Source organism: Streptomyces sulphureus DSM 40104 (genome assembly GCF_000381025.1).
GTDB lineage: Bacteria > Actinomycetota > Actinomycetes > Streptomycetales > Streptomycetaceae > Streptomyces > Streptomyces sulphureus.
The window spans coordinates 241,533-266,554 of the sequence record NZ_KB905822.1; the positions used below are offsets into that span (position 1 = coordinate 241,533).

The 25,022-nt window shown below is 71.2% G+C and carries 12 protein-coding genes; 10 read left to right on the top strand and 2 right to left on the bottom strand.

Translation table 11 applies throughout. The annotated features are described in order from the left end of the window. Positions 1–21: 21 nt before the first annotated feature. Both F603_RS0125415 and F603_RS0125420 read right to left on the bottom strand, forming a co-directional pair. Positions 22–1,230 carry a cytochrome P450 family protein gene (locus F603_RS0125415; protein ID WP_019548761.1) on the bottom strand — a complete coding sequence of 403 codons (1,209 nt, stop codon included), beginning with the start codon at positions 1,228–1,230 and terminating at the stop codon, positions 22–24. 190 nt (positions 1,231–1,420) lie between these two features. Then, positions 1,421–2,188 (bottom strand): thioesterase II family protein, encoded by a 768-nt coding sequence (locus tag F603_RS0125420; protein WP_019548762.1) that lies wholly within the window; start codon positions 2,186–2,188, stop codon positions 1,421–1,423. A gap of 161 nt (positions 2,189–2,349) precedes the next feature. Here F603_RS0125420 and F603_RS32915 point away from each other — a divergent pair, with 161 nt between their 5' ends. From F603_RS32915 to rpsN, 10 genes are all read left to right on the top strand, one after another. Then, positions 2,350–9,939: a non-ribosomal peptide synthetase gene (locus tag F603_RS32915; protein ID WP_019548763.1), complete on the top strand. Its 7,590-nt coding sequence runs from the start codon at positions 2,350–2,352 to the stop codon at positions 9,937–9,939. After that, positions 9,936–11,030: a saccharopine dehydrogenase NADP-binding domain-containing protein gene (locus F603_RS0125430; RefSeq protein ID WP_019548764.1), complete on the top strand. Its 1,095-nt coding sequence runs from the start codon at positions 9,936–9,938 to the stop codon at positions 11,028–11,030. Before F603_RS32915 ends, F603_RS0125430 begins: the two co-directional genes overlap by 4 nt. Beyond that, positions 11,027–13,261, top strand: a complete 2,235-nt coding sequence (locus F603_RS0125435; RefSeq protein ID WP_019548765.1) for a bifunctional Gfo/Idh/MocA family oxidoreductase/class I SAM-dependent methyltransferase — start codon at positions 11,027–11,029, stop codon at positions 13,259–13,261. Before F603_RS0125430 ends, F603_RS0125435 begins: the two co-directional genes overlap by 4 nt. An 11-nt stretch (positions 13,262–13,272) precedes the next feature. Next, positions 13,273–13,983 (top strand): VOC family protein, encoded by a 711-nt coding sequence (locus F603_RS32920; protein ID WP_019548766.1) that lies wholly within the window; start codon positions 13,273–13,275, stop codon positions 13,981–13,983. Between the two features lie 3 nt (positions 13,984–13,986). Further along, complete coding sequence (locus tag F603_RS0125445; protein ID WP_019548767.1) at positions 13,987–15,381, top strand: FAD-binding oxidoreductase; 1,395 nt, start codon at positions 13,987–13,989, stop codon at positions 15,379–15,381. After that, complete coding sequence (locus F603_RS0125450) at positions 15,381–20,870, top strand: non-ribosomal peptide synthetase (protein ID WP_019548768.1); 5,490 nt, start codon at positions 15,381–15,383, stop codon at positions 20,868–20,870. The genes F603_RS0125445 and F603_RS0125450 overlap by 1 nt, the downstream gene beginning before the upstream one ends. Before the next feature lie 21 nt (positions 20,871–20,891). After that, on the top strand, positions 20,892–22,238 hold the full coding sequence (locus F603_RS32925) for a salicylate synthase (protein WP_019548769.1): 1,347 nt from the start codon (positions 20,892–20,894) through the stop codon (positions 22,236–22,238). A gap of 2 nt (positions 22,239–22,240) precedes the next feature. Continuing rightward, entirely contained in the window at positions 22,241–23,851 is a 1,611-nt protein-coding gene (locus F603_RS0125460) for a (2,3-dihydroxybenzoyl)adenylate synthase (RefSeq protein ID WP_026328704.1), read from the top strand. A 150-nt stretch (positions 23,852–24,001) separates the two neighbouring features. Next, positions 24,002–24,238: a 50S ribosomal protein L28 gene (rpmB, locus tag F603_RS0125465; RefSeq protein WP_019548771.1), complete on the top strand. Its 237-nt coding sequence runs from the start codon at positions 24,002–24,004 to the stop codon at positions 24,236–24,238. Then, complete coding sequence (gene rpsN / locus F603_RS0125470) at positions 24,238–24,543, top strand: 30S ribosomal protein S14 (RefSeq protein ID WP_019548772.1); 306 nt, start codon at positions 24,238–24,240, stop codon at positions 24,541–24,543. The genes rpmB and rpsN overlap by 1 nt, the downstream gene beginning before the upstream one ends. Positions 24,544–25,022 lie beyond the last annotated feature (479 nt).

Sequence of the window (25,022 nt, forward strand, 5' to 3'; positions counted from 1 at the left end):
GGCCGGAGCGCAGTGGGCCGCTCAGTCCAGAAGGACGGGCAGGGACTCGAGACCGTGCATGGCGGTGCTGGCGCGCCATTTCAACTTCCCGGCGGGCACGGCGAGTTCGATCCGGGAGTAGGAAGCCAGCAGACGGCCGAGTGCGACCTCCCCCTCCAGGCGGCCCAGGGGCGCTCCCACACAGAAGTGGATGCCGTGTCCGAAGCCGAGATGACCGCCGGCAGAGCGGGTGATGTCGAAGCGGTCGGGGTCATCGAACTGGGAGCCGTCCCTGTTGACGCCGAGGAGAGAGACCATCACGAACTCCCCTGCCGGGATGGTGACACCGTCGATGTCGACGGGCGCGGTGGTGTACCTCGGTGAGGAGAGGTTGTTGGGGGTCTCGTACCGGAGGCACTCCTCCACCGCGTCCGGCAGGAGGCCCGGGTCCGCCCGCAGCGCGGCGAGTTGGTCGGGGTTGCGCAGCAGCGCCAACAGGCCGCTGCCGATGAGGCTCACCGTGGTCTCGTAGCCGCCGATGAGGAGGACGAAGGTCATGGCGACCAGTTCGCTGACAGTGAGCCGGTCACCGTCCTCGCTGATCTCCAGCAGCGCGGAGAGCAGGCCGTCGGTGGGAGCGTTCTTCTTCCGCTCCAGCAGCTCGGTGAGGTACTGGGCCATCGACGCGGAGGCTCGCCCGATCTCCTCCGGCGAGGCGGCGGAGACCAGCACGCTCGACCAGGTGGAGAAGGACTCCCGGTCGTCGGCCGGAATCCCGAGCAGCTCGCATATCACCCTGATGGGGAGTGGGTAGGCGTACGCCTCCAGCAGTTCCACCGGTCCCTCGGTGCGGAACTCGGCGATCAGTTCGTCCGCGATCTGGACGATCCGGGGACGCAGCCCGGCGATGGTCCGCGGGGTGAACGCCTTGTTCACCAGCTTGCGCAGCCGAGTGTGGTCCGGTGGGTCCACGTTGAGCAGGTGACGGGCCAGATCGCTGGAGAACGTGCTGGGTTTGCCATCCGACAGCTCCCTGAGGCGTTCCAGCCGGTCATAGACGCCGTGGCTGCTCAGCCGCGCGTCCATGAGCAGCGTCCGCGCCTGTTCGTGGCCGGTGACCAGCCAGACGGGAAGGCCCGTCGGCAGGACCACGGGAAGGACCGGGCCCTTCTCCCGCAGTGCGGCGGCGGCCGTGTGCGGGTCGTGCATGAAGTCGTTGTCGAGGAGCAGGCGTTCGGCCGGCAGGCTCATGAAAGTCTCTTTCCCTTCTGCGACGTCGAGGGGGGACGGCGGCCGGGCGTCGGCGGGCTCGCCAGGGGCTGCGACAGCGTGACCACCAAGGTGTGTGCCGTCCTGCGTGCGGTGTGCAGAACGCGTGGCATCGGTCTCCCTTCGGGAGGTGACGCGGGGGTTCGGACGGGGCGCGGTCGATGGCGCACGGTCAGTTCCCGGTCAGAAGCCCGTGCACGGTGGCGACGACGGGTGCGGGCCGGTCGGCGAGGTAGAAGTGGCCTCCGCGGAAGGCGCGCAGCCGGAACGTGTCGGTCGTCCGGCTCTCCCAGCCCTGCGCTTCCTCCCGCGTCAACTCGCCGTCCTCCGTGCCGACAAGTGCCGTGATCGGGCAGGGAAGCGCGCCACGGGGCGACGGCTCCCACGTCTCGATCACCCGGTAGTCGCCGCGGACGGCAGGCAGGAGCACCGTGCGGACCTCCGGAGACGCCAACAGCTCCGGCGGTGTCCCGCCCAGCCGTACGAGTTCGGCCGCGAGGGCGTCGTCGTCCAGGAGGTGGACGGTGCCCCGATGGTGGAACTGGGGAGCTTCCCGAGCCGAGACGAAGAGGTGGGCCGGGTCCCGGTGGCCTTCCTTGAGGAGGCGGAGCGCGAGTTCGTACGCGACGGTCGCCCCCATGCTGTGGCCGAAGAGGGCCCAGGGCCGGTCGAGGAGTGGAGCGAGGGCCGGGGCGAGGTCCTCCACGAGGGCGTCCAAGTCGCGTGGCTGCGCGTCCTCCAGGCGGTCCGCACGTCCGGGCGGGCACACCAGCACCGGCTCGATACGCGGCGGCAGCAGCGCCGCCCACTCGCGATAGAGCGCAGGTGAACCTCCGGCGTGGGGAAGGCAGATCAGCCGCAGCGCCGGGTTCGGGGAGGGGCGGGGACGGCGCAGCCAGCGGGCTGTCGCGGGGGGATGCGCGTCCGGCGCGTGGGCCATGGGGCTGTCCTTCGGGGTCTTCCGCCGAGTGCGGGGTGGGCGGCATGGGTGGGCTGTTGCTCAGGACGCTAGACGACCCACCCCTCTATTGTAAATGAAAATCATATCCAATACTGTGGCGAGCGGTTGTTCTGAACGACGTGGAGAGAAGGCGGACGCGGATGACCCAGGACAGTGCTGAGCAGCCGATGGACTTCGCGAAGGCGGTCAGCCGGACACTCGGCTGCGCGGTGGGGGACCTGACCGACGAGGCGGACCTCATCCAGCTCGGACTGGATTCGCTCGCCATGATGCGCCTGGCTGGACGATGTCGACGCGAAGGTCTGGACATCACCTTCGCCGACCTGGTCAGCGCCCCGAACCTGGGCGCCTGGAAGCAGTTGGCGGCGAGGCGCGCGAAGCCGGACCCGGTGGCCCAACCCGCCGCTTCGGTCGACGAGTACGAGCCTTTCGAACTGGCCCTCATGCAGCACGCGTACTGGGCAGGGCGTCAGGAAGAGGAGCTGCTCGGCGGCGTACCGGCGCACTTCTACCACGAGTTCGACGGCACGGACGTGGACCCGGAACGCCTCGAGTCCGCGGTGCGCGCGGTTCTCGGGCGGCACGGGATGCTGCGCGTCGAGATCCTGGACGACGGACGCCAGCGCATTCACCCCGAGGCGGCGTGGTCAGGACTGCCCGTGCAGGATCTGCGCGATCTGCCGCGCGGGGAAGCCGAGGAACTGCTGGGGCAGATGCGTGACGACCTGTCACACGGCAGGGACGGCGGGAACGCCGGAGTGCTCGATGTGCGGCTCAGCCTGCTGCCCGAGTCGATCCGCCCGGCAGGCACTCGCCTGCACATCAACCTCGACATGATCGCCGCGGACGCGCTCAGTCTTCGCGTACTCCTGGCTGACCTGGCCCACGCCTACGCGCACCCCGAAGCCCCCCGCGAGCCGCTCGGTTGCAGCTTCCCCCAATACCTCGCCCAGCGGCGCGCCTTGCGGGCGTCCCCGGAGCGTGCGACCGGGTTGGAGGCGGACTTGGAGTACTGGCGGCAACGGCTGCCGGAGCTGCCCAACGCCCCGCAACTGCCCGTCCTCGGCACCGAACCCGATCCGCGTCGAGCGCGAGTGGTGCGCCGGCACCTGTTCCTGGACGCCTCGCGCATGCGGCAGTTCGAGGAGGCGGCGCGACAGCACGGCGTGACCTCCGCCATGGCACTGGCCACCGTCTTCGCCGAGACCGTCCAGGCGTTCAGCGCGGACCCCGACTTTCTGCTGAACCTCCCGCTCTTCGATCGTGAGCCGCTGCACGACGACGTCAACTCCATGGTGGGCGACTTCACTTCATCGGTGCTGCTCGCCTGGGAGGGTGCCCGACCGGGCTCCTTCGCCGAACGCGCGGTGCGGCTTCAGGACCGTTTCCACCAGGACGCGGCGCACAGCGGCTGCTCCGGTGTGGAGGTCCTGCGGGAGGCCACCCGGCTGCGGGGCGAGCGGCTGCTGGCGCCCGTCGTCTACACCAGCGCCCTGGGCCTGGGCGAGCTGTTCCCCGAGACCGTGCGCGACAGCTTCGGCGAGCCCTCCTGGATCATCTCGCAGGGGCCGCAGGTCTGGCTCGACGCCCAGGTCACGGAGATGGACGGCGGTCTGCTGGTCAACTGGGACGCGCGTGAGGACGCGTTCGTCCCGGGAGTCCTGGACGCGATGTTCGACGTGTACCGCGCCCTGCTCGACCGCCTGTTGACGAAGGCCGCGGCGTGGGACAGCAGCGTCCCCGCTCTGCTTTCCGAGCGGCAGCGGCAGGTACGGGACGCGGTCAACGACACGGGCCCTGGCTCGACGACACGTCGGCTCCACGACGGCTTCTTCGAACGGGCCGCTGCTGCTCCGGAGGCTCCGGCCCTGTTGTGGGGGAGGGAAGGGCGGCTCAGCTACGGCGAGTTGAGGGAGCGGGCCCTCGCCCTCGCGGGCGGTCTGCGGGAGCGCGGAGTGGTGCCAGGTGATCTCGTGGCGGTCTCCCTCCCGAAAGGTCCTGAACAGATCGTGGGGGTTCTCGGCGTCCTCGCCGCGGGCGCCGCCTATCTGCCGCTCGGCATCGACCAGCCCGCGGCACGCCGTGCTCGGATCACCGACGCGGCGGACGTGCGACTGGTACTGGACGACACCTCGGTACCCGACGGGGTGACGCCGCTGCCCGCGCCGGTGCCGGGAGACCCGGCCGACCTCGCGTACGTGATCTACACCTCCGGGTCGACCGGCGAGCCCAAGGGCGTCGAAGTACCGCACGCGGCTGCGATGAACACCATCGAGGACCTCGTCGACCGGTTCGCGCTGTGCGCCGACGACCGCGCGTTGGCGCTTTCGGCACTCGACTTCGACCTGTCCGTCTTCGACGTCTTCGCGCCCCTCGCCGTCGGCGGCTCCCTCGTCTGCGTGGAGGAGACCGACCGACGGGACGCGGTGGTGTGGTCCCTGCTGACGCAGCGCCACGGCGCCACCGTCGTCAACTGCGTCCCGGCGCTGCTCGACATGTTGGTTACGGGTGCCGGCGAGGGCGAGTTGCGTACGCTGCGGCTCGCCTTGCTCGGCGGGGACTGGGTGCCTCTCGACCTTCCGGACCGGCTGCGCGAGGCGGCGCCCGACAGCCGGTGCGTAGCGCTCGGTGGCACCACCGAGACCGCGATCCACTCCACCGTGCAGGAGATCCGGAGGGTTCCGGACGACTGGCTGTCCGTGCCGTACGGGACGCCGCTGCGGGGCGTGCGCTGCCGGGTGGTGGACCCGCTCGGCCGGGACTGCCCCGACTGGACACCGGGCGAACTCTGGATCGGCGGCGCTTCGGTCGCTCTCGGATACCGGAGGGACGGAGCGCGTACTGCCGAACGCTTCCTCCAGGACGGCGGAGTGCGCTGGTACCGGACGGGCGACCGCGCTCGCTATCGGCCCGACGGCGTCCTGGAGTTTCTCGGCCGCGCCGATCACCAGGTCAAGGTACGCGGTCACCGGATCGAACTCGGCGAGATCGAGGCTGCGTTGCGCGATGTTCCCGGCGTCGCGCAGGCGGTCGCCGTCCTGTTCGGGGAGCGGCGCCTGGGCGCCGCCGTCCTCGGCCGCGGCGACGCTGCGCAGATACGGGCGCATGTCGGCGCCGCGCTCCCTTCCGTCATGGTCCCGGAACGCGTGCTCGTGCTGGACGAACTGCCCCTCACAGCCAACGGCAAGATCGATCGCGCAGCCCTCGGCAAGCGGCTCGCCGACTGCGGTACGGACGAGCCACCGGCCGACGACGGCCCCGCGGATGAGCGGGAGCACGTCGTCGCGGACGTCTGGGCGGAGACCCTCGGCGTCCGGCGGCCCGGACGCAAGGACGACTTCTTCGCACTCGGCGGGGACTCCCTCGTGGCCACTCGGGTCATCGCCGCCCTCCGCGAGCGCGGTGGCGGGCACGTCAGACTCTCCGAACTGCTGCGCCGCCCCGTGCTCGCCGACTTCGCCGCCCACATCGACTTCGCCTCGGCCCACCACGCACCCGCCGGCCTCGCACCCGCTCCCGCCGAACGCGGCGAGCCTTTCCCGCTGACCGACGTGCAGCGCGCCTACTGGCTCGGTCGAGGCGAGGACTTCACCCTCGGCGGCACCGGATGCCACTTCTACCGCGAGTACGACATCGTCGATCTCGACCCCGAACGACTCGAAGACGCGCTGGGGCGGCTGGTGGAGCGTCACGAAATGCTGCGTGCCGTCGTCGACGAGGACGGACGGCAGCGCATCCTGCCGCAGGCGCCTCCGGTCACGCTCTCCCTGACCGACGCGGCAGGAGATCCGGAGGAGGCTTTCGCGGAGCTCCGCGCCACCGCCTCACACCGTGTGTTCGACCCGGGAACCTGGCCGCTCTTCGCTGTCCAGGGCGTGCGCACGGGCCGCGTCACACGGCTGGGTATCGGCATCGACAACATCGCCCTCGACGCCCTGAGCATCCTCGTCTTCTACACCGAGTTGGCCACGCTCTACGCCGACCCGGAGGCCGAACTGCCGCCGCTCGGCGTCTCCTTCCGGGACTACGTGCTCCAGGCACAGCCAGAACCGGAGTCGATCGAGGCAGCCCGCGCCTACTGGAACGCGAAGCTCGCGCAGCTCCCTCCGTCGCCTGCGCTGCCGCTCGCCCAGGACCCGGCCCTCATCGAGCGGCCCCGCTTCGTCCGACACGAGAGCCGGCTGACCGGGGAGCGGTGGCAGCGGATCACGGAACGGGCGCGCCGTGCCGGGCTCACGCCGTCCGGAACGCTTCTTGCCGCGTTCGCCGAGGTGTTGGGCAGATGGAGCGCCCGACCCGACCTCACGCTCAACCTGACCCTGTTCGACAGGCGCGAGGTCCACCCGGACATCGGCAACGTCCTGGGCGACTTCACCTCGCTCATGCTCGTCCCCTCCGTGCCGGAGCAGGGCGAGACATGGCTTCGGCGTGCGCGGCGGGTGCAGGACGAGTTGTGGTCCTCCCTGGACCACCGGCAGGTCTCGGGCGTCTGGGTCCTTCGAGAGCTGGCCCGCCGCGCCGGAGAGGCCGAGGCGACCATGCCCGTCGTCTTCACCAGCGCTCTCGGGCTGGGGGAGCAGACCCCGCCCGCACCCTTCGACGGACACGTCTGGGGCATCTCGCAGACACCGCAGGTGTGGCTCGACCACCAGGTCACCGAGAGCGCGGACGGAGGAGTGCTGCTCAACTGGGACGTCGTGGACGGGCTCTTCCCCGAGGGGCTCGTCGAGGACATGTTCGCCGCCTACCAGCAACTGCTCGCTTGGCTGTGCGACGCGCCCTGGGACTCCGAGCCGCCCGAGCTCCTTCCGACATCGCAGGCACGAAAGCGCGAGGCCGTCAACGCCACCGGCTCGGGGACGCGCGCGACGCTGCACCACGAGTTCTTCCGGCACGCGCAGCGGGACCCGGAGCGCAGCGCCCTCCTCTGGGGCGAGGAGGAAGCGGGACGGATGAGCTACGGCGAACTCTCCGACCGCGCGCTGCGATTGGCCACGGTGCTGACCGAGAACGGCGTGCGGGAAGGCGACACCGTGGCGGTTGCGCTCCCCAAGGGCCCCGGACAGATCGTCGCCGTGCTCGGCGTCCTGGCGGCGGGCGCCTCCTACCTGCCCGTCGGGGTGGATCAGCCGGCCGCTCGTCGTGCCCGCATCCTCCAACTCGCCGACGCCCGGCTCGTGATCGAGGAGGGCGAGACGGAGCCCGCGGACGGCCGGAAGGCGAGGAGCGTCTCGCCCGACGCCGTCCCGCGGAGCGATCTCTTCCGCACCCCGGTAGCCACCTCACCCGACGCCCTCGCGTACACGATCTTCACCTCCGGGTCCTCCGGCGAGCCGAAGGGCGTCGAGATCACCCACCAGGCCGCGGCGAACACCGTGCGGGACGTCAACGAGCGCTACGGAGTCGGGGAGAGCGACCGCGCCCTCGCCGTCTCCGCACTCGACTTCGACCTGTCGGTGTACGACGTCTTCGGCCCCCTCACCGCCGGAGGCGCCGTCGTTCTCATCGGGGAGGACGACAGGCGGGACGCCCGGCAGTGGCTCCGACTGGTGCGCCGCCACCGCGTGACGGTGTGGAACTCCGTCCCCGCCCTGCTCGACATGCTGCTGGTCTCGGCCGAGTCCGCTGCCGCCCCGGAGTCGCTGCGCCTGGTGTTGGTCTCCGGCGACTGGGTGGGGCTCGACCTGCCGGGCCGCTTGGCCGAGCAGTCGCCCTGGTGCCGGATGGTCGCGCTCGGCGGCGCAACGGAGGCGGCGATCTGGTCGAACGCGTACGAAGTGGCGGAGGTGGACCCCGCCTGGCGCTCCATTCCCTACGGCACGCCGCTGCGCGGACAGCGTTACCGCGTCGTCGACCCGCACGGAAGGGACTGCCCGGACTGGGTCCCCGGAGAACTGTGGATCGGTGGCGCGGGTGTGGCGCAAGGCTACCGAGGCGCTCCGGAGCTGACCGGCGCCCGGTTCGTGACCTACGGCCACGAGCGCTGGTACCGCACGGGCGACCTGGGCAGGTACTGGCCGGACGGAACCCTGGAGTTCCTCGGCCGAGCCGACCAGCAGGTCAAGATCCGGGGGCACCGGATCGAACTCGGCGAGGTCGAGAGTGTGCTCGGCCACGCGCCGGGAGTGGGCAGGGCCGTGGCCGCCGTCGCGGGGGAGGGAACGGCCCGTCACCTGGTGGCCGCCGTCGTACCCGAGGCCGGAGCACCCGACGCCGCCGTCACCGTGCGCCGGCCCGACCCGAGCACCTCGGCGTTCCGCACCCGGGCCGGGGAGGCCGAGGCCCGCGTAGCCGAGTCCTTCCTGGCGCGGCTCCTCGGACTCGACGGAGCCACCTTCCGGGAGGGGCTCACGGAAGCGCAGTGGGCCGAGCGGCTGGGGATCGAGGACGCCCATCTCCCCGTACTGCGACTGTGGTTGGCCTGGCTGGTCGAACGCGACGTGCTGCGCGGCAAGGGGGCCGCGTACCTCTCGGGCTCGCGCGCCGGGCAGGCGCTCGCGGGTCCGGAGACGCCGCGCGACGTCGATCCGTACCTCGAACTCCTCGATGCGGCGCGCATGCGGCTGACCGAACGGCTGGAGGACTTCCGAGCAGTCCTGCGCGGCCGGCTCGACCCTCGCGCACTCCTCGACGACGACGTGCTCGCGCCCAGTCGACTCTCCGCGGCCGACCCCGGCAGCACACGGGCAGCGGACGAGCTGGCGCAGCGGATCGCGGAGTTGAGCGAGCGAGCCGGCCGGCCCGCAGACGTGGTCCAGATGAACGGCGGCGAGGGGCGCAGCGCGGAGCAGCTCCTGGAGTCGCTGCCTCCCGGCCGGGTACGTCTGAGCATCCTGGACCCGGACCCCGACATGCTGGACAAGGCCGCTGCGCGCCTAGCCGGGCTGGGCCACGAGGTGCACTGCATACGGCAGCCGTCCCTCACCGTGCCTGCCGAACTGCGCCACGCCTTCGACGTGGTCGTGGCCGACCAGGCGCTGCACCGGTTCCCCGACCCGTCCCACGGGCCGACGCTCGCCGCGCTCCTCGTCCGAAGCGGCGGCACGCTGCTCGCCGTCGAACGCGCCGAACTCACGCCCGTCGCCCTGCTGACGGCCGCCCTGCTGGATCATGGCTACACCGACTTCGACCGGGGACGGCGCGCAGCCGGAACCCCGCTGCTCCCACCCGACGCATGGGCCCGACTGTTGAGCAGCGCCGGTTTCGACGACTTCGCGCACCACAGCCTCGGGGCTTCGTTCTCGGAGCTGCTGACCGCGCGGCGCCCCACCTCGGCGACCGACCTGGACCCCGAGGTCCTGCGCGCGCACGTGGCCGGGCACCTTCCGGCGCACATGGTGCCCGAGCACGTCGAAGTCCTGCCCCGGCTGCCCCTGAGCACCAACGGCAAGCTGGACCGGCGGACGGTCGCGTCCGCAGCGGCGGCGCCCACGCAGGACCCGGACGAACCGCCGTCGGGCGAGCTGGAACGGACGGTCGCCGCTCTGTGGGCGGACCTACTCGGTGCTCAGGCGGTGGGCAGGTCCCAGAGCTTCTTCGCACTCGGCGGAGACAGCCTCCTCGCCACGCGCTTCCTCTCCCGCGTCGAACAGCGTCTCGGGGTGCAGCTGCCCCTGCGGCAGATGTTCGCCGCACCGACGGTGGCTCGCGTCGCACAGGCCCTGGAACGCGAGTTGGCGGCCTCGGGAAGCACCGAGGGTCGGCAGGAGACCGAGGAGGGCGCCTTGTGATAGCGGTACTCGGCGGATACGGAGCAGCCGGTGGGCAGGCGGCTCGTCTGCTCGTCGGCTGGGGCCTCGGGCCGCTGCGCGTCGGCGGGCGGAACCTGGCGAGCGCACAGCGGTTCGTGAGTGGCGAGCTCCCCCCGGGCAGCGCGGAGCCGGCCGAGGTGGACCTCGAGGACTCCGCCTCGCTCGCCGGCTTCCTGCGTGGCTGCGACCTCCTCGTCAACTGCGCGGGCCCTTCGGTGCGCACGTCGCAGCGCGTCGCGTTCGCGTCGCTGCTCTCCGGCTGCCACATCGTGGACGCCGGGGCCGGCGAGCTCGAAGCCGTGCGTCCCGCGGTCGGCGGTCGTACCGTGCTCTGTTCGGCAGGGGCGTTGCCGGGAATGACGGGTCTGCTGCCTCGCCACCTCGCCGGACACTTCGACAGCGTGCACGGCCTCACCTCGTACGCCGGAGTGCTGGACCGCTTCACCGCGACCGGAGCCGAGGACTACCTCGCGGGCGTGTTCGGCGCCGGCAACGCACCGCTCGCCGCGTGGCGGTACGGCGCCGCGCGGCCCGGAGCCCTCAGACGCCGGTCGGACATACGCCTGCCGTTCTTCCCCCGCCCGATGACGGCGTGCCCCTACCTGGACAACGAGGCCGCGGCCGTGGCGCGCGCACTGTCGCTGACGCGGGGCACCTGGTACTCCGTGGTGGACGGCGCCCACCTCCTCGGCGCCCTCGACGCCGCACCCACCCTCTCCACCTCGGACGCCGTCGCGGCCCTGTGCCGGGCCACCGGCCTGGACGCAGCGGGCCGCCGGCCGTACGTGACCCTGTTGCTCCAGCTCGACGGCGTCACCCGCGACGGCCCCGGCACCAGGACCGCGGTGCTGAGCGCGCCGGGGATCTCCGCGCTCACCGGCGGCGTCGCTGCGGCGGCCGCCCGAGCGGTGACCGAGGGCGTGGCCCCGACCGGCCTGCACCAGGCGGCCGACGCCCTCGACCCGTCAACGGTCCTCGAGTACCTCCTCAAGGAACCCGAGGTGTGCCGGTTGACGGTCCACGACGCCTCTGTCGACGAACTCACCACCGCCGAGGACGGCACCCTGTGAACGACGGAAAACTCAAGACGCTCGTGTGCGGCAGCACCTTCGGGCAGTTCTATCTGGCGGCCCTCGCCTCCCGCCCCGACCGGTTCGAGACGGTGGGGCTCCTCGCCCGTGGCAGCGAGCGGTCGCGTCGCTGTGCGGAGCGGTACGGAGTGCCGCTGTACGCGCACCCGAAGGACCTGCCCGACGACATCGACCTGGCCTGCGTCGTCGTGCGCTCCGGCGTCATGGGCGGGACGGGCACGAGCCTCGCGCTCGACCTGCTGGGGCGCGGCATCCACGTTCTGCAGGAACAGCCCGTCCACCACGACGACCTCGCGGCCTGCCTCCGCGAGGCGAGACGGAACCACGTGCACTACCGGTTGGGCGATCTGTACGCGCAACTGCCGGAGGTGCGCAGGTTCGTCTCCGCACTTCGGCGCAGGCTCGACGGGCAGCGGCCCGTGTACGTGGACGCGGCCTGTGCTTCACAGGTCGCCTTCCCGCTGCTGCACATACTCGGCGACGCTCTCGGCGCGGTGCGCCCCTGGCAGGTGACGGCCGCTGCCGAAACGGAAGGGGCACCGTTCAGCGTGCTCACGGGGGTGATCGGCGGAGTTCCCCTGACGCTGCGCGTGCAGAACCAGATCGACCCCGAAGACCCGGACAACCATCTGCACCTCCTCCACCGGATCACCGTCGGCACGCACTCGGGCAGCCTGACGCTGCACGACCCGCACGGACCCGTGCTGTGGAGCCCCCGGCTGCACATATCCGACTCGGTCAAGAGCGACTTCGACTTCGACGCACCGGACAGCCGCCACCTCGGCGAAGCCACCACCGTGTCCCTCAGTCCGCAGACCGCACCCCCTTACCGGGAGGCGCTCGGTGCGCAGTGGCCCGCCGCCATCGCACGGGACTTGAGCGCACTCCGCGCCCAAGTGGCGGGTGAGACGGGCGAGAAGCGCCCCGACCAGTACCACCTGGCCCTCACCCGGATGTGGCGCGACCTGACCGGGGAACTCGGCTACCCGTCGCTGCTCACGCCCCGGCAGCCACCCGTTCCCGAGACCGGCCCGGCCGGACGAGAGGGAGAGCCCGCGCCCCCGGAAACGGAGACGGCGGAACTCGTCCGACGCGCAGCCGCCGAGGCCGACCGCGAGGTGGGCCCGGTCGACCCCCGGCAGGTGCGGGACTTCGTGGAGCAGCTCGACGACGCCGTCCTGGCCTCCATGCTCAGGGCACTCCAACGGCCCGGGCTTCTCGACGATCCGGCGCGCAGCCACTCCCTCACCGACATCCTCGCCACCGCCCGGGTCGCACCACGCCATCACGCACTCGTCGGACACTGGCTCCGCACCCTCGTCGAGCGAGGACGTCTGACGGCGACGGACGCCGGGTACGCCGGCGCACCCACGGTCGGCACCGCACACGAGCAACGTCTCTGGCGAGAGGCGAACCGGACCTGGCAGAAGGGACTGGGCACGGAGGAGTTCGTCGGCTACCTGCGCCGGAACGCTCAGCGGCTCCCCGAGCTGTTGACCGGCGAGCAGCAGGCGGCGCTGCTGCTCTTCCCGGAGGGGCGGACCGAACTCGCCGACTCCGTCTACCGGGAGACCGTGACGGCCAGGTACCTCAACACCGCAGTCGCCTCCCTCGTCCGCGGCCTCGCCGCGTCCCGCACACCGCAGGACCCCCTCCGTGTGGTCGAGGTCGGTGCAGGCACCGGTGCGACCACCGAGGCCGTCATCGCGGCACTCGGACCCGCGGCCCCCGTCGACTACCTCTTCACGGACGTCTCCCGCTTCTTCCTGACCGCCCGGGAACGCTTCGGCGCGGTGCCCTGGCTGCGCCAGCAACTCTTCGACATCGACCGCGAACCGGCCGAGCAGAACCTGACGGCGGGCAGTGCCGATGTCGTCCTCGCCGCCGGTGTGCTGAACAACGCCCGGGACACGGACACGACAGTGCGCTCACTGGCCCGTCTGCTCGCCCCCGGCGGCCACCTGCTGGTCACCGAACCCGTCCGGGAGCACCTGGAGATCCTCACCTCGCAGGCTTTCATGATGACGCCGCCCGAGGATGCCCGTGCCGCCTCCGGCACCTCCTTCCTCACCGAGAACCAATGGCGCGACGTGTTCACCGGCGCGGGCCTCGGCCCCGTGGTGGCCGCCCCCGCCGACGACCATCCCCTGGCGCCGCTCGGCCAGCGGCTCTTCGCCGCCCCTGCCCTGCGCACCCGTTCCGACAAGTAGGCGTGTCCGAGATGCTGAGAACCAGTCACATCCTGTGCAAGGTCGACGACGTTCGAGCCGTCGTACGCGACTACCAGAAGCTCGGTTTCACCGTCGAGTACGGCAGCGCCCCCGAACGCGCCCACAACGCTCTTCTGTGGTTCCCCGAGGGCCCCTTCATCGAGTTCTTCCAACTCCCCCCGGCCTTCCGTCTGTTGAAGTGGCCCATGAGCGTGTACGGCGGCTCGCCCGCCGGGGCGCGGCTGACCCGCTGGGCGCGCCGTGGCACCGGGTGGTGCGACCTGGCCCTGGAGACCTCCGACACCCGGCTCGACGCCGCACGGGCGGCGCTGCGCGCGGGGGGCGTGCGTGTCTCTCGCGCGATGGGAGGCAAACGCACCCGCCCGGACGGGCAGCTCGTCCGCTACCAGTTCCTGGCGGCCTCGCCGGACCGGCTCCCCTTCGTCGTCAGCTCCTACGACCCGCCCCAGCGCCCCTTGGGAATCCGACACGCCAACGGAGCCCGACGGATCAGCGCCGTCCACATGGAGGTGGCCGAGGCCGACAGGCCGGCCTTCGACACGATGACGCACGCCGCGGCTCTGCCCGCGGACGACGTGCTCCGAGTCGCTTCCGGGCCGCGTACCCGGGTGGTCTCCGTCGAACTGTCGGGTCTCACCGATCCCGTCCCCGACACCCCCGTTCACGGTGCGGTTCTCACCGCGGCCGCACGGAAGGAGTGAGCCGTGGCCCCGAGCGCACATCCGTCCCGTATCCCCGGTTTCCGGGGGCGTCTTCTCGCACCGGGAGAACCCGGGTACGACCGTGCCCGCCGAGTCAGGAACGCCCGCGTCGACCGTCGTCCCGCAGCGGTCGCTCGATGCACCGGTGCCGAGGACGTCGTCGCCGCGCTCGCGCACGCGAGAGAGCAAGGACTGCCCGTCGCGGTCCGGGGCGGCGGCGCGGGCGTCGCGGGGTGGGGCACCTGTGACGGGGGGTTGGTCCTCGACCTCGGAGGTATGAAAGCCATCGAGACCGACCCCGCCGCCCGCACCGCGACTGCCGAACCGGGCGTCACCTGGGGCGAGTTCGACGCCGCCACGCAGCGGCACGGGCTCGCCCTGCCCGGGGCGCGGAACACCGATGTCGGCATCGCCGGGCACACACTCGGTGGCGGCGTCGGAGACCTCTCCCGGCAGTACGGACTCACCAGCGACAACGTCGAGTTCTTCGACCTCGTCACCGCCGACGGCCATCAGGTGCGCGTCGACGAGGCGCACCACGCCGAGCTGTTCTGGGGCCTGCGGGGAGGCGGCGGGAACTTCGGCGTCGTCACCCGGTTCGGTTTCCGCCTGCACCCGGTCCGCACCGTGGTCGCAGGCACCCTCGCCCACCCCGCGGCACGAGCGGGCCGGGTACTCCGGCAGGTCAGGGACTGGCTGGTGACAGCCCCCGACGCGGCCTCCGTGATCGCCGTCCTCTGGACGGCGCCTCCCCTGCCGTTCCTCCCGGAAGAGCTGCACTTCGAGCGCTGCGTCACCGTGATCCCCACCTGGTTCGGCCCGGCCGCGCAGGCCGACGAGGTGCTCGCGCCGCTGCGGGAGGGCGAGCCGGCGCCCGTCCGCGACACCGTGACCGAACTGAGCTACCGCGCCTACCAGCGTCTCCTGCCGTCCCACCCCGACCACACCCTGCAACACGTCTACAACCGAGGAGAGTTGCTGCCGGAACTGACCGACGCGACGATCGACGGCCTCGTCTCGCACTGGCAGACCTCGGGACCCAACTACTCCGTCGTGCTCGGCGCGCTCGGTGGCGCCATCGGCCGCGCCCCGGCGGGCCCCACGGCCTTCACCCACCGCGACGCGCGGTGGTTCGTCGAGATCTGCGCCCAGTGGTTCGGCGACCCCGACAGCTCCGCACACCTGGAACCCGCCCGTAAGGGATGGCAGGCCCTCCAGGACGTCACCCGGGGCCCCTACCTCAACCTGCTCCCCGATCCGGAGAACCACTGGGTGCGCGCCGCCTACGGCACGGAGACGTACGCGAGGCTGCGGCGCCTCAAGGCCGTCTGGGACCCGGGCAACCTCTTCCGGTTCAACGCGAACATCCCCCCTGCACCGGCCAAGGAGAACGACTGATGACCAGCACAACGGCCTCCGAACTACTCGCCACGCTCCGGCAGGCGGGGGCACGCCTGTGGGAAGAAGACGGCGCGCTGCGCTACCGGGCGCCCAAGGGCGTCGTCGGCGACGAGGAGATACGCGCACTCAGGGAACACAAGGCAGAGCTACTGGAGTGCCTGCGCGCGGAGGACGCCTCCGGTGCCCTCGTCGCCGACCCCGCCGCCCGCCATGAGCCGTTTCCGCTGACCGACGTGCAGTCCGCCTACCTGCTCGGCCGCAACGAGGCGTTCGAGTACGGCGGGGTGGCCTGCCACGTCTACCTCGAGGTCAACTACCCGGATCTCGAGCCCGATCGGGTCGAGGAGGCGTGGAACCTCCTCATCCAGCGCCACGACATGCTCCGCGCCGTCGTCGATCCGGACGGACATCAGCGCGTCCTGCGCGACGTTCCGCGGCTGGAGATCTCCGTCAGCGACCTGCGCACGGCGGAAGCCCGCGGCTCCTCCGTCGAGGACGTCCTGGAGCGAGCCCGGGAGGAGATGGGACACCGCGTCTACGACACCACGCGGTGGCCGCTCTTCGACGTCCGACTCACCCGCACCGCGGAGCGTGCGGTGCTGCACCTGTCGGTGGACTTCCTGATCGCGGACTGGGCCAGCATCTGGCTGCTGCTCGCCGAGTTCGAGCGCCTGCACGACAACCCCGCGGAGCAACTGCCCGCCGTACAGGTCCAGTTCCGCGACTACCTGCTGGCAGAGCGCGGGCTGCGCGAGTCGGACGCGTACCAGAGGGACCGCGCGTACTGGTCCGAGCGGATCGACGCCCTTCCTCCCGCACCCGACCTGCCGCTCCTCGACGGCGGGGAGAGCCGGAACGCGCGAGCGGACAGCGGCCCTCCGCGCTTCCGCCGCCGCTTCCTCACTCTCGGCACCTCCAGTTGGGAGCGGTTCAAGGAGCGTGCCCAGCAGCGCGGGCTGACCCCCTCCAGCGCCGTCCTCGCTGCCTACGCGGCTACCGTCGAGCGCTGGAGCAGATCGTCCCGCTTCTGCCTGAACCTCACCGTCCTCAACCGTCTTCCCCTCCACCCCGGCATCGACGGTGTCGTGGGCGACTTCACCTCGGTCGACCTGCTCGCCGTTGACTGGCAGCCGGACACGTCGTTCGGCGAGCAGACGAGCACGCTGGCGGCACAGCTCTTCGACGATCTCGATCACCGGCTCTACTCGGGCGTCGAGGTACTGCGCGAGCTGGCTCGACGCAAGGGCCGCGAACACGCCCTGATGCCCGTGGTGTTCACCAGCGCCATCGGGCTCGGTACGGACGGTACCGGTGGGCGCGCCGAGGGCGAACTGGACGGTTTCGGCATCACGCAGACCCCGCAGGTCTTCATCGACTGCCAGGCGATGGACAACGCCCACGGGCTCCAGATCAACTGGGACGTACGTGAAGGGGTCTTCCCCGACGGGCTCGTCGACGACATGTTCACGGCGTTCGAGTCCCTCATCGAGCGCCTCGCCGACACGGACGAAGCCTGGGACACGCAGGACGGGTTGCCGCTCCCCGACTGGCAGCGACGCGAGCGCGACCTGGCGAACGCGACCTCGACCCCGCTGCCGGAGGCACTGCTCCACGAGACGGTCCTCGCGCAGGCCGCCCGCACCCCCGACCGGGCCGCCGTCCTCAGCCCCCAAGGAACGCTGACCTACGGGGAGTTGGCGGGCCGGACGCGGGCCGTCGCCGCGGCGCTGCGCGCAGGCGGCTGCGTACCGGGCGACCGGGTGGCGATCCTCATGGAGAAGGGACCGGAACAGGTCCCCGCCGTGCTCGGCACCCTGTTGGCAGGCGGCGTGTACCTGCCCGTCGACCCCGACCTCCCCGCCCTGCGCCGCGCTGCGCTTCTCACCGACGCCGGGGCGCGGCATGTCCTCACCCAGTCCTGGACAGGGGCCACCGGTACGGACGAGGCATCCGTGATCGCAGTCGACACACTGGCGCCGGACGGAGAGCCGGTGGAACCGGTCACCGAAGCCGGTCCCGACGACCCCGCCTACGTCATCTACACCTCCGGATCGACCGGCAGGCCCAAAGGCGTGGTGGTCAGCCATCGCGCGGCCCTCAACACCCTCACCGACATCAACGAACGCTTCGCCCTCAGCGAGGGCGACCGAGTCCTCGGTCTGGCCCAGTTGAGCTTCGACCTCTCCGTCTTCGACCTCTTCGGCCCGTTGTCCGTCGGTGCGGCGCTCGTCCTGCCCGACGCCGAACGGCGTACCGACCCCTCGCACTGGGCCGAACTCATCCGCCGGCACGGTGTCACGGTGTGGGACTCCGTTCCCGCGCTCATGCAGATGCTCGTCGCCTTCCTCGATGCCGAACGCGATGATCAACTGCCCACGATGCGCCTTGTGCTGCTCTCCGGCGACTGGGTTCCCACAACCCTCCCCGGGCAGGTGACCGCCGCCATGCCGCAGGCCCGCACGGTCTCGCTCGGCGGTGCGACGGAGGCGGCGATCTGGTCCATCCACCACGTCTGCGACGGCGCGGAGCGGGAACGGACGAGCGTCCCCTACGGCACACCGCTCAGCAACCAGGGCTTCCGCGTCCTCGACCCGGCGATGCGGGACCGCCCCGTCTGGACACCGGGAGAGCTGTACATCAGCGGCGCCGGCCTCGCCCTGGAGTACCTCGGCGACGCGGAGACCACGGCACATCGCTTCGTCCTCCACCCGCACGACGGAGAGCGGCTCTACCGAACCGGCGACCTGGGCCGCTACCTGCCGGGCGGCGAGATCGAGTTCCTCGGCCGCGAGGACACACAGGTGAAAGTGCGCGGGCACCGCATCGAGCTCGGCGAGATCGAGTCCGCTTTGCTGGACCACCCCGCCGTCGCCGCTGCCGGAGCAGTCGTCGACGGCGAGGGCGACTCCCGCGCGTTGCTGGCCGTGGTCGAAACCGCTCCGGACGTACAGCCGGACGGGACCGCGCCGCTCGCCGAGCTGCGCGGCGCGGTGGGAGCCGCGGCCGACGCGGCCGTGCCCGAGGTGGAGCGCACCGGCGTACGGGAGCGGGCGACCCGTTTCGACGACGCCGTTCTGACCTCCATGGCGTACGCACTGGGCCGGCTCGGACTGCCGCCGTCCGGCGAGGCACCGGCCGACGCGCTGCTGGACAAGGCGGGGATCGACCGGCGCCACCACTGGCTGGTGCGACGCTGGTACGCCGTCCTGACCGAGCGCGGAATCCTCGACGCCGACGCCCGGACGGTCGAACGGCGTTGGGCCGAAGCCGAGAAGGCCTGGAACCTCACCGAGGGCTCGGCTGCCTTCCTCGCCTACGTACGCGCCAACACGGCCGTGCTCCCCGAACTTCTCACGGGACGTCAGGACCCGGTCGCTCTGCTCTTCCCGGACGGAGCGCTGGAGACCGCGGACGCCCTGTACCGGCACCATGCGATGGCCCATTACCTCAACCGGGCCGTCGCCACCCTGCTGGAGAACATCGCGCGCTCCCTTCCGCCCCAGTCGCCACCGCGCGTACTGGAGGTGGGCGCGGGCACCGGCGCCACTACGGAAGGGGCCCTGGAGGTCCTGGCCGCCGAGGCAGGGGAAGCGGGGGAGTACCTCTTCACCGACGCGGCTCCGTTCTTCCTCCCCGAGGCGCGACGTCGTTTCGGCGAGCGACCCGGAATGCGGTTCGGCGTCTTCGACGTCGACACCGAGCCACGCGCACAGGGGTTGGCGCCCAACGCCCACGACGTGGTGCTCGCGGCCGGGGTGCTGGAGAACGCCCGCGACATCCCGGCCGCACTGGCCCGCCTCGCCTTGCTCACCGCCCCCGGCGGCTGGCTGGTGATCACCGAACCCACTCGGGAGCACCCCTGGGTCCTCGCCTCGCAGGCGTTCATGATGACCGAGCCCGAGGACAGTCGGTCGCTGGGCGGCTCCTCGTACCACGACCGGGACGCATGGATCGACCTGCTCACCCGGGCAGGCGCGGAGGAGGTCCTGTGCCTCCCCGAGGACGGCCACGACCTCGACCCGCACGGCATGCACCTCTTCGCCGCCCGCCTCAAGACCGACCGGGCCCATGTCACCGAGTCGGAACTGGCCGCGTTCCTCGCCGAGCGGCTTCCGGCACACATGATCCCCTCCCACCTCCAGATCGCCGACCGGCTGCCGCTCACGGCCAACGGCAAGGTCGACCGGCGCACGCTGCGCGAGTGGCGACCGGCCGCCACCGAGGAGCAGCGCCGGGAGACGGCGGAGCCACCGGCGAACGCCTTGGAGACCAGGCTCGGCGACCTGTGGGGCACGGCGCTTTCGGCCCCGGGCATCGGCCGCCACGACAGCTTCTACGACCACGGCGCCGACTCACTGATCATGGCCAGGATGGCGGGGCGGCTCCGTGAAGAGCTGCCGGAGGCAAGGGAGTTCCCGTTCGAGCAGGTGCTCAGACACCTGCTCAACCACCCGACGATCGCGCAGCTCGCCGCGTACCTGGAGAGCGCCGCCGACCGATCCGACGCGGTCCCCGCGCTCCCGCACGCGGGCGGGGGGAACGCCGCACTCCTGCCGTTCAGTTCCGAGGGCGAAGGCCCGCTGCGGGTGCTCTTCCATGCGGGGCTGGGCACCATGGACTGCTACCGTCCGCTGGCCGCGCGGCTCGTCGCTCAGGACCTCGGCCCGGTCATCGGTGTGGTCATCGACGACACCGAGCGGTACTGCGCCGCAGACCCGGCCACCGTGGTCGAGCGCGCCGCCGACGACTACGCCGAGCGCCTGGCGGCTCTCGGGCACGACAGCGTGCAGCTCGTCGGCTACTGCCTCGGCGGGCTGTACGCCACGGAAGTGGCCCGCCGCCTGGACGAGCGCGGAATCGAGGTGGCGGACCTGATCCTCATCAGCAGCCACCCCGTCGTCTACGACGTCGAGGACGATCTCATGATCGAGATCCTCTTCGTCCCCAACCTGCACATCTCCCTGGAGCAGACGGCGTTCGGCGGCATCGACGGGGATCTCCTCACCCGAGGCTTCATGGACGTTCTGGCACGCAACGACGGCAAGGTGCCCGCCGGCTCTCTCGCCGAGGTCGGCGGGGACGCGGACCTCGACCGAGCGGGCGACTACTTCCGCAGCCTCTCGCGATGGACGCGGCGGGAGAGGTTCGCCGAGTACGCCCGTGCCGCCGGTGCGGCGGACGGGAGGGAGATGCCGGTCGAGATGGTCGAGTCGATGTTCACGGTCTTCCGGCAGAGCTTCCTCGCCGCCCGGTTCACGCCGCCGCCGTACGCGGGAGACGTGCGTTTCCTGCTCCCGCGCGGTGAGTCCGGGTTCGCCCCCGGCATGGACGAGACCACTCTCGACTTCTGGCGTGACGTGTGCCTCGGCGACCTGCCCCTCACAGCGATCGAAGGCAACCACTTCAGTTGCATCGAGGAGCCTCACGTGGCCCACGTCGCCGACCTCGTCTCCTCCCCGCTGCGCACCGCAGCCCCGCAGGACTGAACCGGACCAGCAGGAGAACCCATGACACCGCACTACCAACGCCACCATGTTCAGGGGCCGTTCGACCCCCTGGCCGTCCTCACGCATCTGGCCACCGCCGGCCTCCTCACCGACTACGTCGTCTACGAATGCGAGAACCGCTGGTACCTGGCCGGCGACCCGGTCGTCGACCTCCGGGTGCACAGCGACCGTGTCGAGTCGGCGGTCGCGGGAACCCGCACCGTTCTGCCCTGGACTGCGAGCCCCTGGGGCGCGCTGTCCGACGCGCTGACCGATCTCCCCGTCCATGACTGGCGCGCCTACGGATGGCTCTCCTTCGAACTGGCCAGCGGCGGGCCCCCGGCAGGCGACGGCCTGTTGGGCCACCTCATCGTTCCGGCCACCGAGCTGACCGTCACGACGGACGGAATCGACGTACGCACTCTCGACGCGGACCTTCCCGCGCGACTCGACAAGACGCTGACGGGCGTCCCCGCCCAGGCGGCGCCCCGCCCGCCCAGCCCGGTCAACGTCCGGACGGACGCGGGCACTTACCAGGCTGACGTGGCGCACGCGGTCTCCGAGATCGGCAGGGGAGCACTGGAGAAGGTGATCGTCTCTCGCACCGTGCCGATACCCCACCAGGTGGACATGCCGGCCACCTACGCCCTCGGCCGTGCCCACAACGCGCCCGCGCGCTCGTTCCTCCTGGACCTCGACGGCCGGCAAGCGGCCGGGTTCAGCCCCGAGACCGTCATCGAGGTCTCCGCCGAGGGGCGGGTGACCACACAGCCGCTGGCCGGAACCCGCGCGCTCAGCGCCGACCCGCTCCGCGACCGCGCCGCACGCGAGGACCTCCTCACCGACCCCAAAGAGGTCTACGAGCACGCGAGTTCGGTCCGCGTCGCCCTCGACGAACTGTCGTCGGTGGGCGGTCCGGAACACACCCATGTCGAGGAGTTCCTCACGGTCAAGCCCCGCGGCAGCGTCCAGCACCTCGCCTCCCGCGTCAGCACGCGCCTGCCGCAGGGGCGCACGAGCTGGGAGGCGTTGGGAGCCGTCTTCCCGCCCGTGACCGCCTCCGGCATCCCCAAGCAGGCCGCGTTCGCCTTGATCCACGAACTGGAGGAAGAGCCGCGGGACTTGTACGCAGGCACGGTGCTGCGCGCCACCGCCGACGGTGCACTGGACGCCGCACTGGTGCTACGAGCCGTCTACCAACACGAGGGGCACGCCTGGCTCCGCGCCGGAGCAGGCGTGGTGGCCCCCTCACGGCCCGAGAGAGAGTACGAGGAGACCTGCGAGAAGCTCGCCAGCGTCGCCCCCTACGTCGTCGCAGGACACCAACAGGGAGAGGGCGCCGTGCGCCGGCCGGAGGAGCAGGAGTGAGCATGATGGAAGGCTTTACCGGCTGGCCCGAAACGAGGGCCCGGACCTACCGCGAGCGCGGCTACTGGAAGGGTCGCACTCTCGGAAGCGCGCTGCACGAGACAGCGCTCACCACACCGGACGCCGTCGCCCTGGTGGACGGCGGCCGCCGGTGGTCGTACGCGGACCTGGATCTGGCCGCCGACCGGCAGGCGGCGGGCTTGTACCGCCTCGGTCTGCGTGCAGGGGACCGGGTGTTGGTGCAGATGCCGAACTCGGCCGAGTTCGTCGTGCTGTCCTTCGCACTCTTCCGACTCGGCGCCGTACCCGTCATGGCGCTCCCCGCCCACCGGGAAGCGGACCTGCGACACTTGGCCGACCTTTCAGAAGCCGTCGCCTTCGCTGTCGCCGACACCCACGCCGGATTCGACTACCTCCCCCTCGCCCGCACGCTGCTCGACCGCGCGCCCAGCCTCGAGCACGTGCTCGTGCACGGCGACGCAGCCGAATTCACGGACTTGGCCGAGGTGTACGCCGATCGCGAGCCTCCCGCCGGTCCGGCGGCGAGCGACGTGGCGCTGCTCCTCCTGTCCGGCGGCACCACGGGAGCCCCGAAGCTCATCCCCCGCACGCACGACGACTACCTCTACAACGCGACGGCCAGCGCCCGGGTCGCCGGAGTGGACGCGCACACCCGGTACTTGGCGGTCCTGCCCGTCGCCCACAACTTCCCCCTCGCCTGTCCGGGAATCCTCGGCACGCTGTTCAGCGGAGGCACTGTCGTGCTGTGTCCGCACCCGAGTCCCGACGCGGCCTTTCCCCTCATCGCCGCGGAGCGAGTGACGAGCACGGCCCTCGTTCCCTCGCTGGTGCTGCTCTGGCTGGAGGCTGTCGAGTGGAGCGACGACGACCTCAGCTCCCTGGACCTTCTCCAGGTCGGCGGGGCCAAACTCAAGTCGGAGGTGGCCGTCCGCGTCGCTCCCGCTCTGGGCTGCCGTCTCCAGCAGGTCTTCGGTATGGCGGAAGGACTGGTCAACTACACCCGTCTCGACGATCCCGAGGACCTCGTGCTGCACACGCAGGGCCGCCCCCTGTCCCCGGACGACGAGGTACGCGTCGTGGGGCCGGACGGTGCCGAGGCCGCGGCCGGAGAGATCGGTGAGCTCCAGGTCCGCGGCCCCTACACGCTCTGCGGGTACTACCGCGCCGAAGAGCACAACGCGACGGCTTTCACCGAGGACGGCTTCTTCCGCAGCGGGGACCTGGTGCGCCGACTTCCGAGCGGCCATCTGGTCGTGGAGGGAAGGACCAAGGAAGTCATCAACCGGGCCGGCGAGAAGATACCGGTCGAAGAGGTCGAGAACGACCTGCTGAGCCTCCCGGCCGTCTCCGACGTGGCGCTCCTTCCCCTGCCGGATGCCTCGCTGGGGGAGCGGAGCTGTGCCTGCCTCATAGTCCAGGGGGAACCGCCCACCTACGCCGAGGTGTCCGCCCATCTCCGAGGGAGGGGGCTGGCGCGATTCAAGATCCCGGACGAGGTGCGCGTACTGCGGGCACTGCCCCGCACCCCGCTCGGCAAGGTCGACAAGAACGCTCTGCTCCGCCAACTCTCGGCGCACGAGCAGGCGTTGTGACGAGAGGCTGTGCGAGCGCTGTCCTCGTCGACGCGATGCGGTGGCCGGGTGCGAGCCATCCGACGCGGCTGGGGGAGCGGCGCGCATGTAGCATATGGAAATGATTTCCATTAACACCACGATGCCCGCACTACGAGAGGCAGGCCACTCATGCCCGCTCGCTGCCAACTGACAGGCGCCGGACCCGCGTTCGGCAACACCATCTCCCACTCCCACCGTCGGACCCGGCGGCGCTTCGATCCCAACATCCAGCGCAAGCGCTACTGGCTGCCGAGCGAGGGTCGTCATGTGCGGCTGACCCTCAGCACCAAGGGGATCAAGACGGTCGACGCGATCGGGATCGAGGCCGCCGTCGCACGCATCCGCGCACGAGGAGGGAAGGTCTGATGGCGAAGAAGAGCAAGATCGCCAAGAACGAGAAGCGAAAGGCTGTCGTCCAGCGGTACGCAGCCCGTCGGGCCGAACTGAAGGAGATCCTTCGCAGCCCTTCCACGACGGAGGCCGAACGGGAGGCCGCGCAGCGGGAGTTGCGCCGTCAGCCACGCGACGCCAGTGCTACGCGGGTGCGCAACCGCGACGCGGTCGACGGTCGACCGCGGGGGCATCTTCGGGCGTTCGGACTCTCACGTGTGCGCATGCGCGAACTCGCGCACAAGGGTCACCTGCCGGGAGTGACCAAGTCCTCCTGGTGACCCGCAACCCGGACCGATCCGTTTCGCTGCCGGTGCTCGCCACGGTCGGAGTCCTGACGGGCGGCAGGGCGCACGAGGGCCGAATACCACGGTCCTCGTGCGCCCGCTCGAAACCCGGGGATTACTCCTGGGTGACGAGTGCGGCCGGTATTCCGGCGTGCCGACTCGGAAGCGGGTCGAGGCGATTGCCGATGGGGGAGAGGTGCCTTTGCGGTAGGCCGTGCTTTGCGCGCAGCCGAGAGAGGATCGGTAACCCTCCGTTTTTAGCGGCCCGTTTCCAGGAAAGAGCCGGCGGCGCCAAGTACCAGGAATGCAGGGCGCGTTCCATGGGTCAGTGGTCGTCCCAGTGGCCTTGGTGTGCGGCGTGCCGGTGGCCGTCGTGCACGTAGTCCACGTGGTCGCCGTGCGGTACGGCCACATGTCCGCACCCTTCGCCGTGCGTGTGGTCGTGGCCTCCGTGTTCCCGGTGTTCCTGCGGT

What these genes read in the sequence shown, in the direction of transcription:
- F603_RS0125415 (WP_019548761.1), bottom strand. Translation starts at nt 1,230, where the DNA reads ATGAGCCTGCCGGCCGAACGCCTGCTCCTCGACAACGACTTCATGCAC.
- F603_RS0125420 (WP_019548762.1), bottom strand. Translation starts at nt 2,188, where the DNA reads ATGGCCCACGCGCCGGACGCGCATCCCCCCGCGACAGCCCGCTGGCTG.
- F603_RS32915 (WP_019548763.1), top strand. Translation starts at nt 2,350, where the DNA reads ATGACCCAGGACAGTGCTGAGCAGCCGATGGACTTCGCGAAGGCGGTC.
- F603_RS32920 (WP_019548766.1), top strand. Translation starts at nt 13,273, where the DNA reads ATGCTGAGAACCAGTCACATCCTGTGCAAGGTCGACGACGTTCGAGCC.
- F603_RS0125450 (WP_019548768.1), top strand. Translation starts at nt 15,381, where the DNA reads ATGACCAGCACAACGGCCTCCGAACTACTCGCCACGCTCCGGCAGGCG.
- F603_RS32925 (WP_019548769.1), top strand. Translation starts at nt 20,892, where the DNA reads ATGACACCGCACTACCAACGCCACCATGTTCAGGGGCCGTTCGACCCC.
- F603_RS0125460 (WP_026328704.1), top strand. Translation starts at nt 22,241, where the DNA reads ATGATGGAAGGCTTTACCGGCTGGCCCGAAACGAGGGCCCGGACCTAC.
- rpmB (WP_019548771.1), top strand. Translation starts at nt 24,002, where the DNA reads ATGCCCGCTCGCTGCCAACTGACAGGCGCCGGACCCGCGTTCGGCAAC.
- rpsN (WP_019548772.1), top strand. Translation starts at nt 24,238, where the DNA reads ATGGCGAAGAAGAGCAAGATCGCCAAGAACGAGAAGCGAAAGGCTGTC.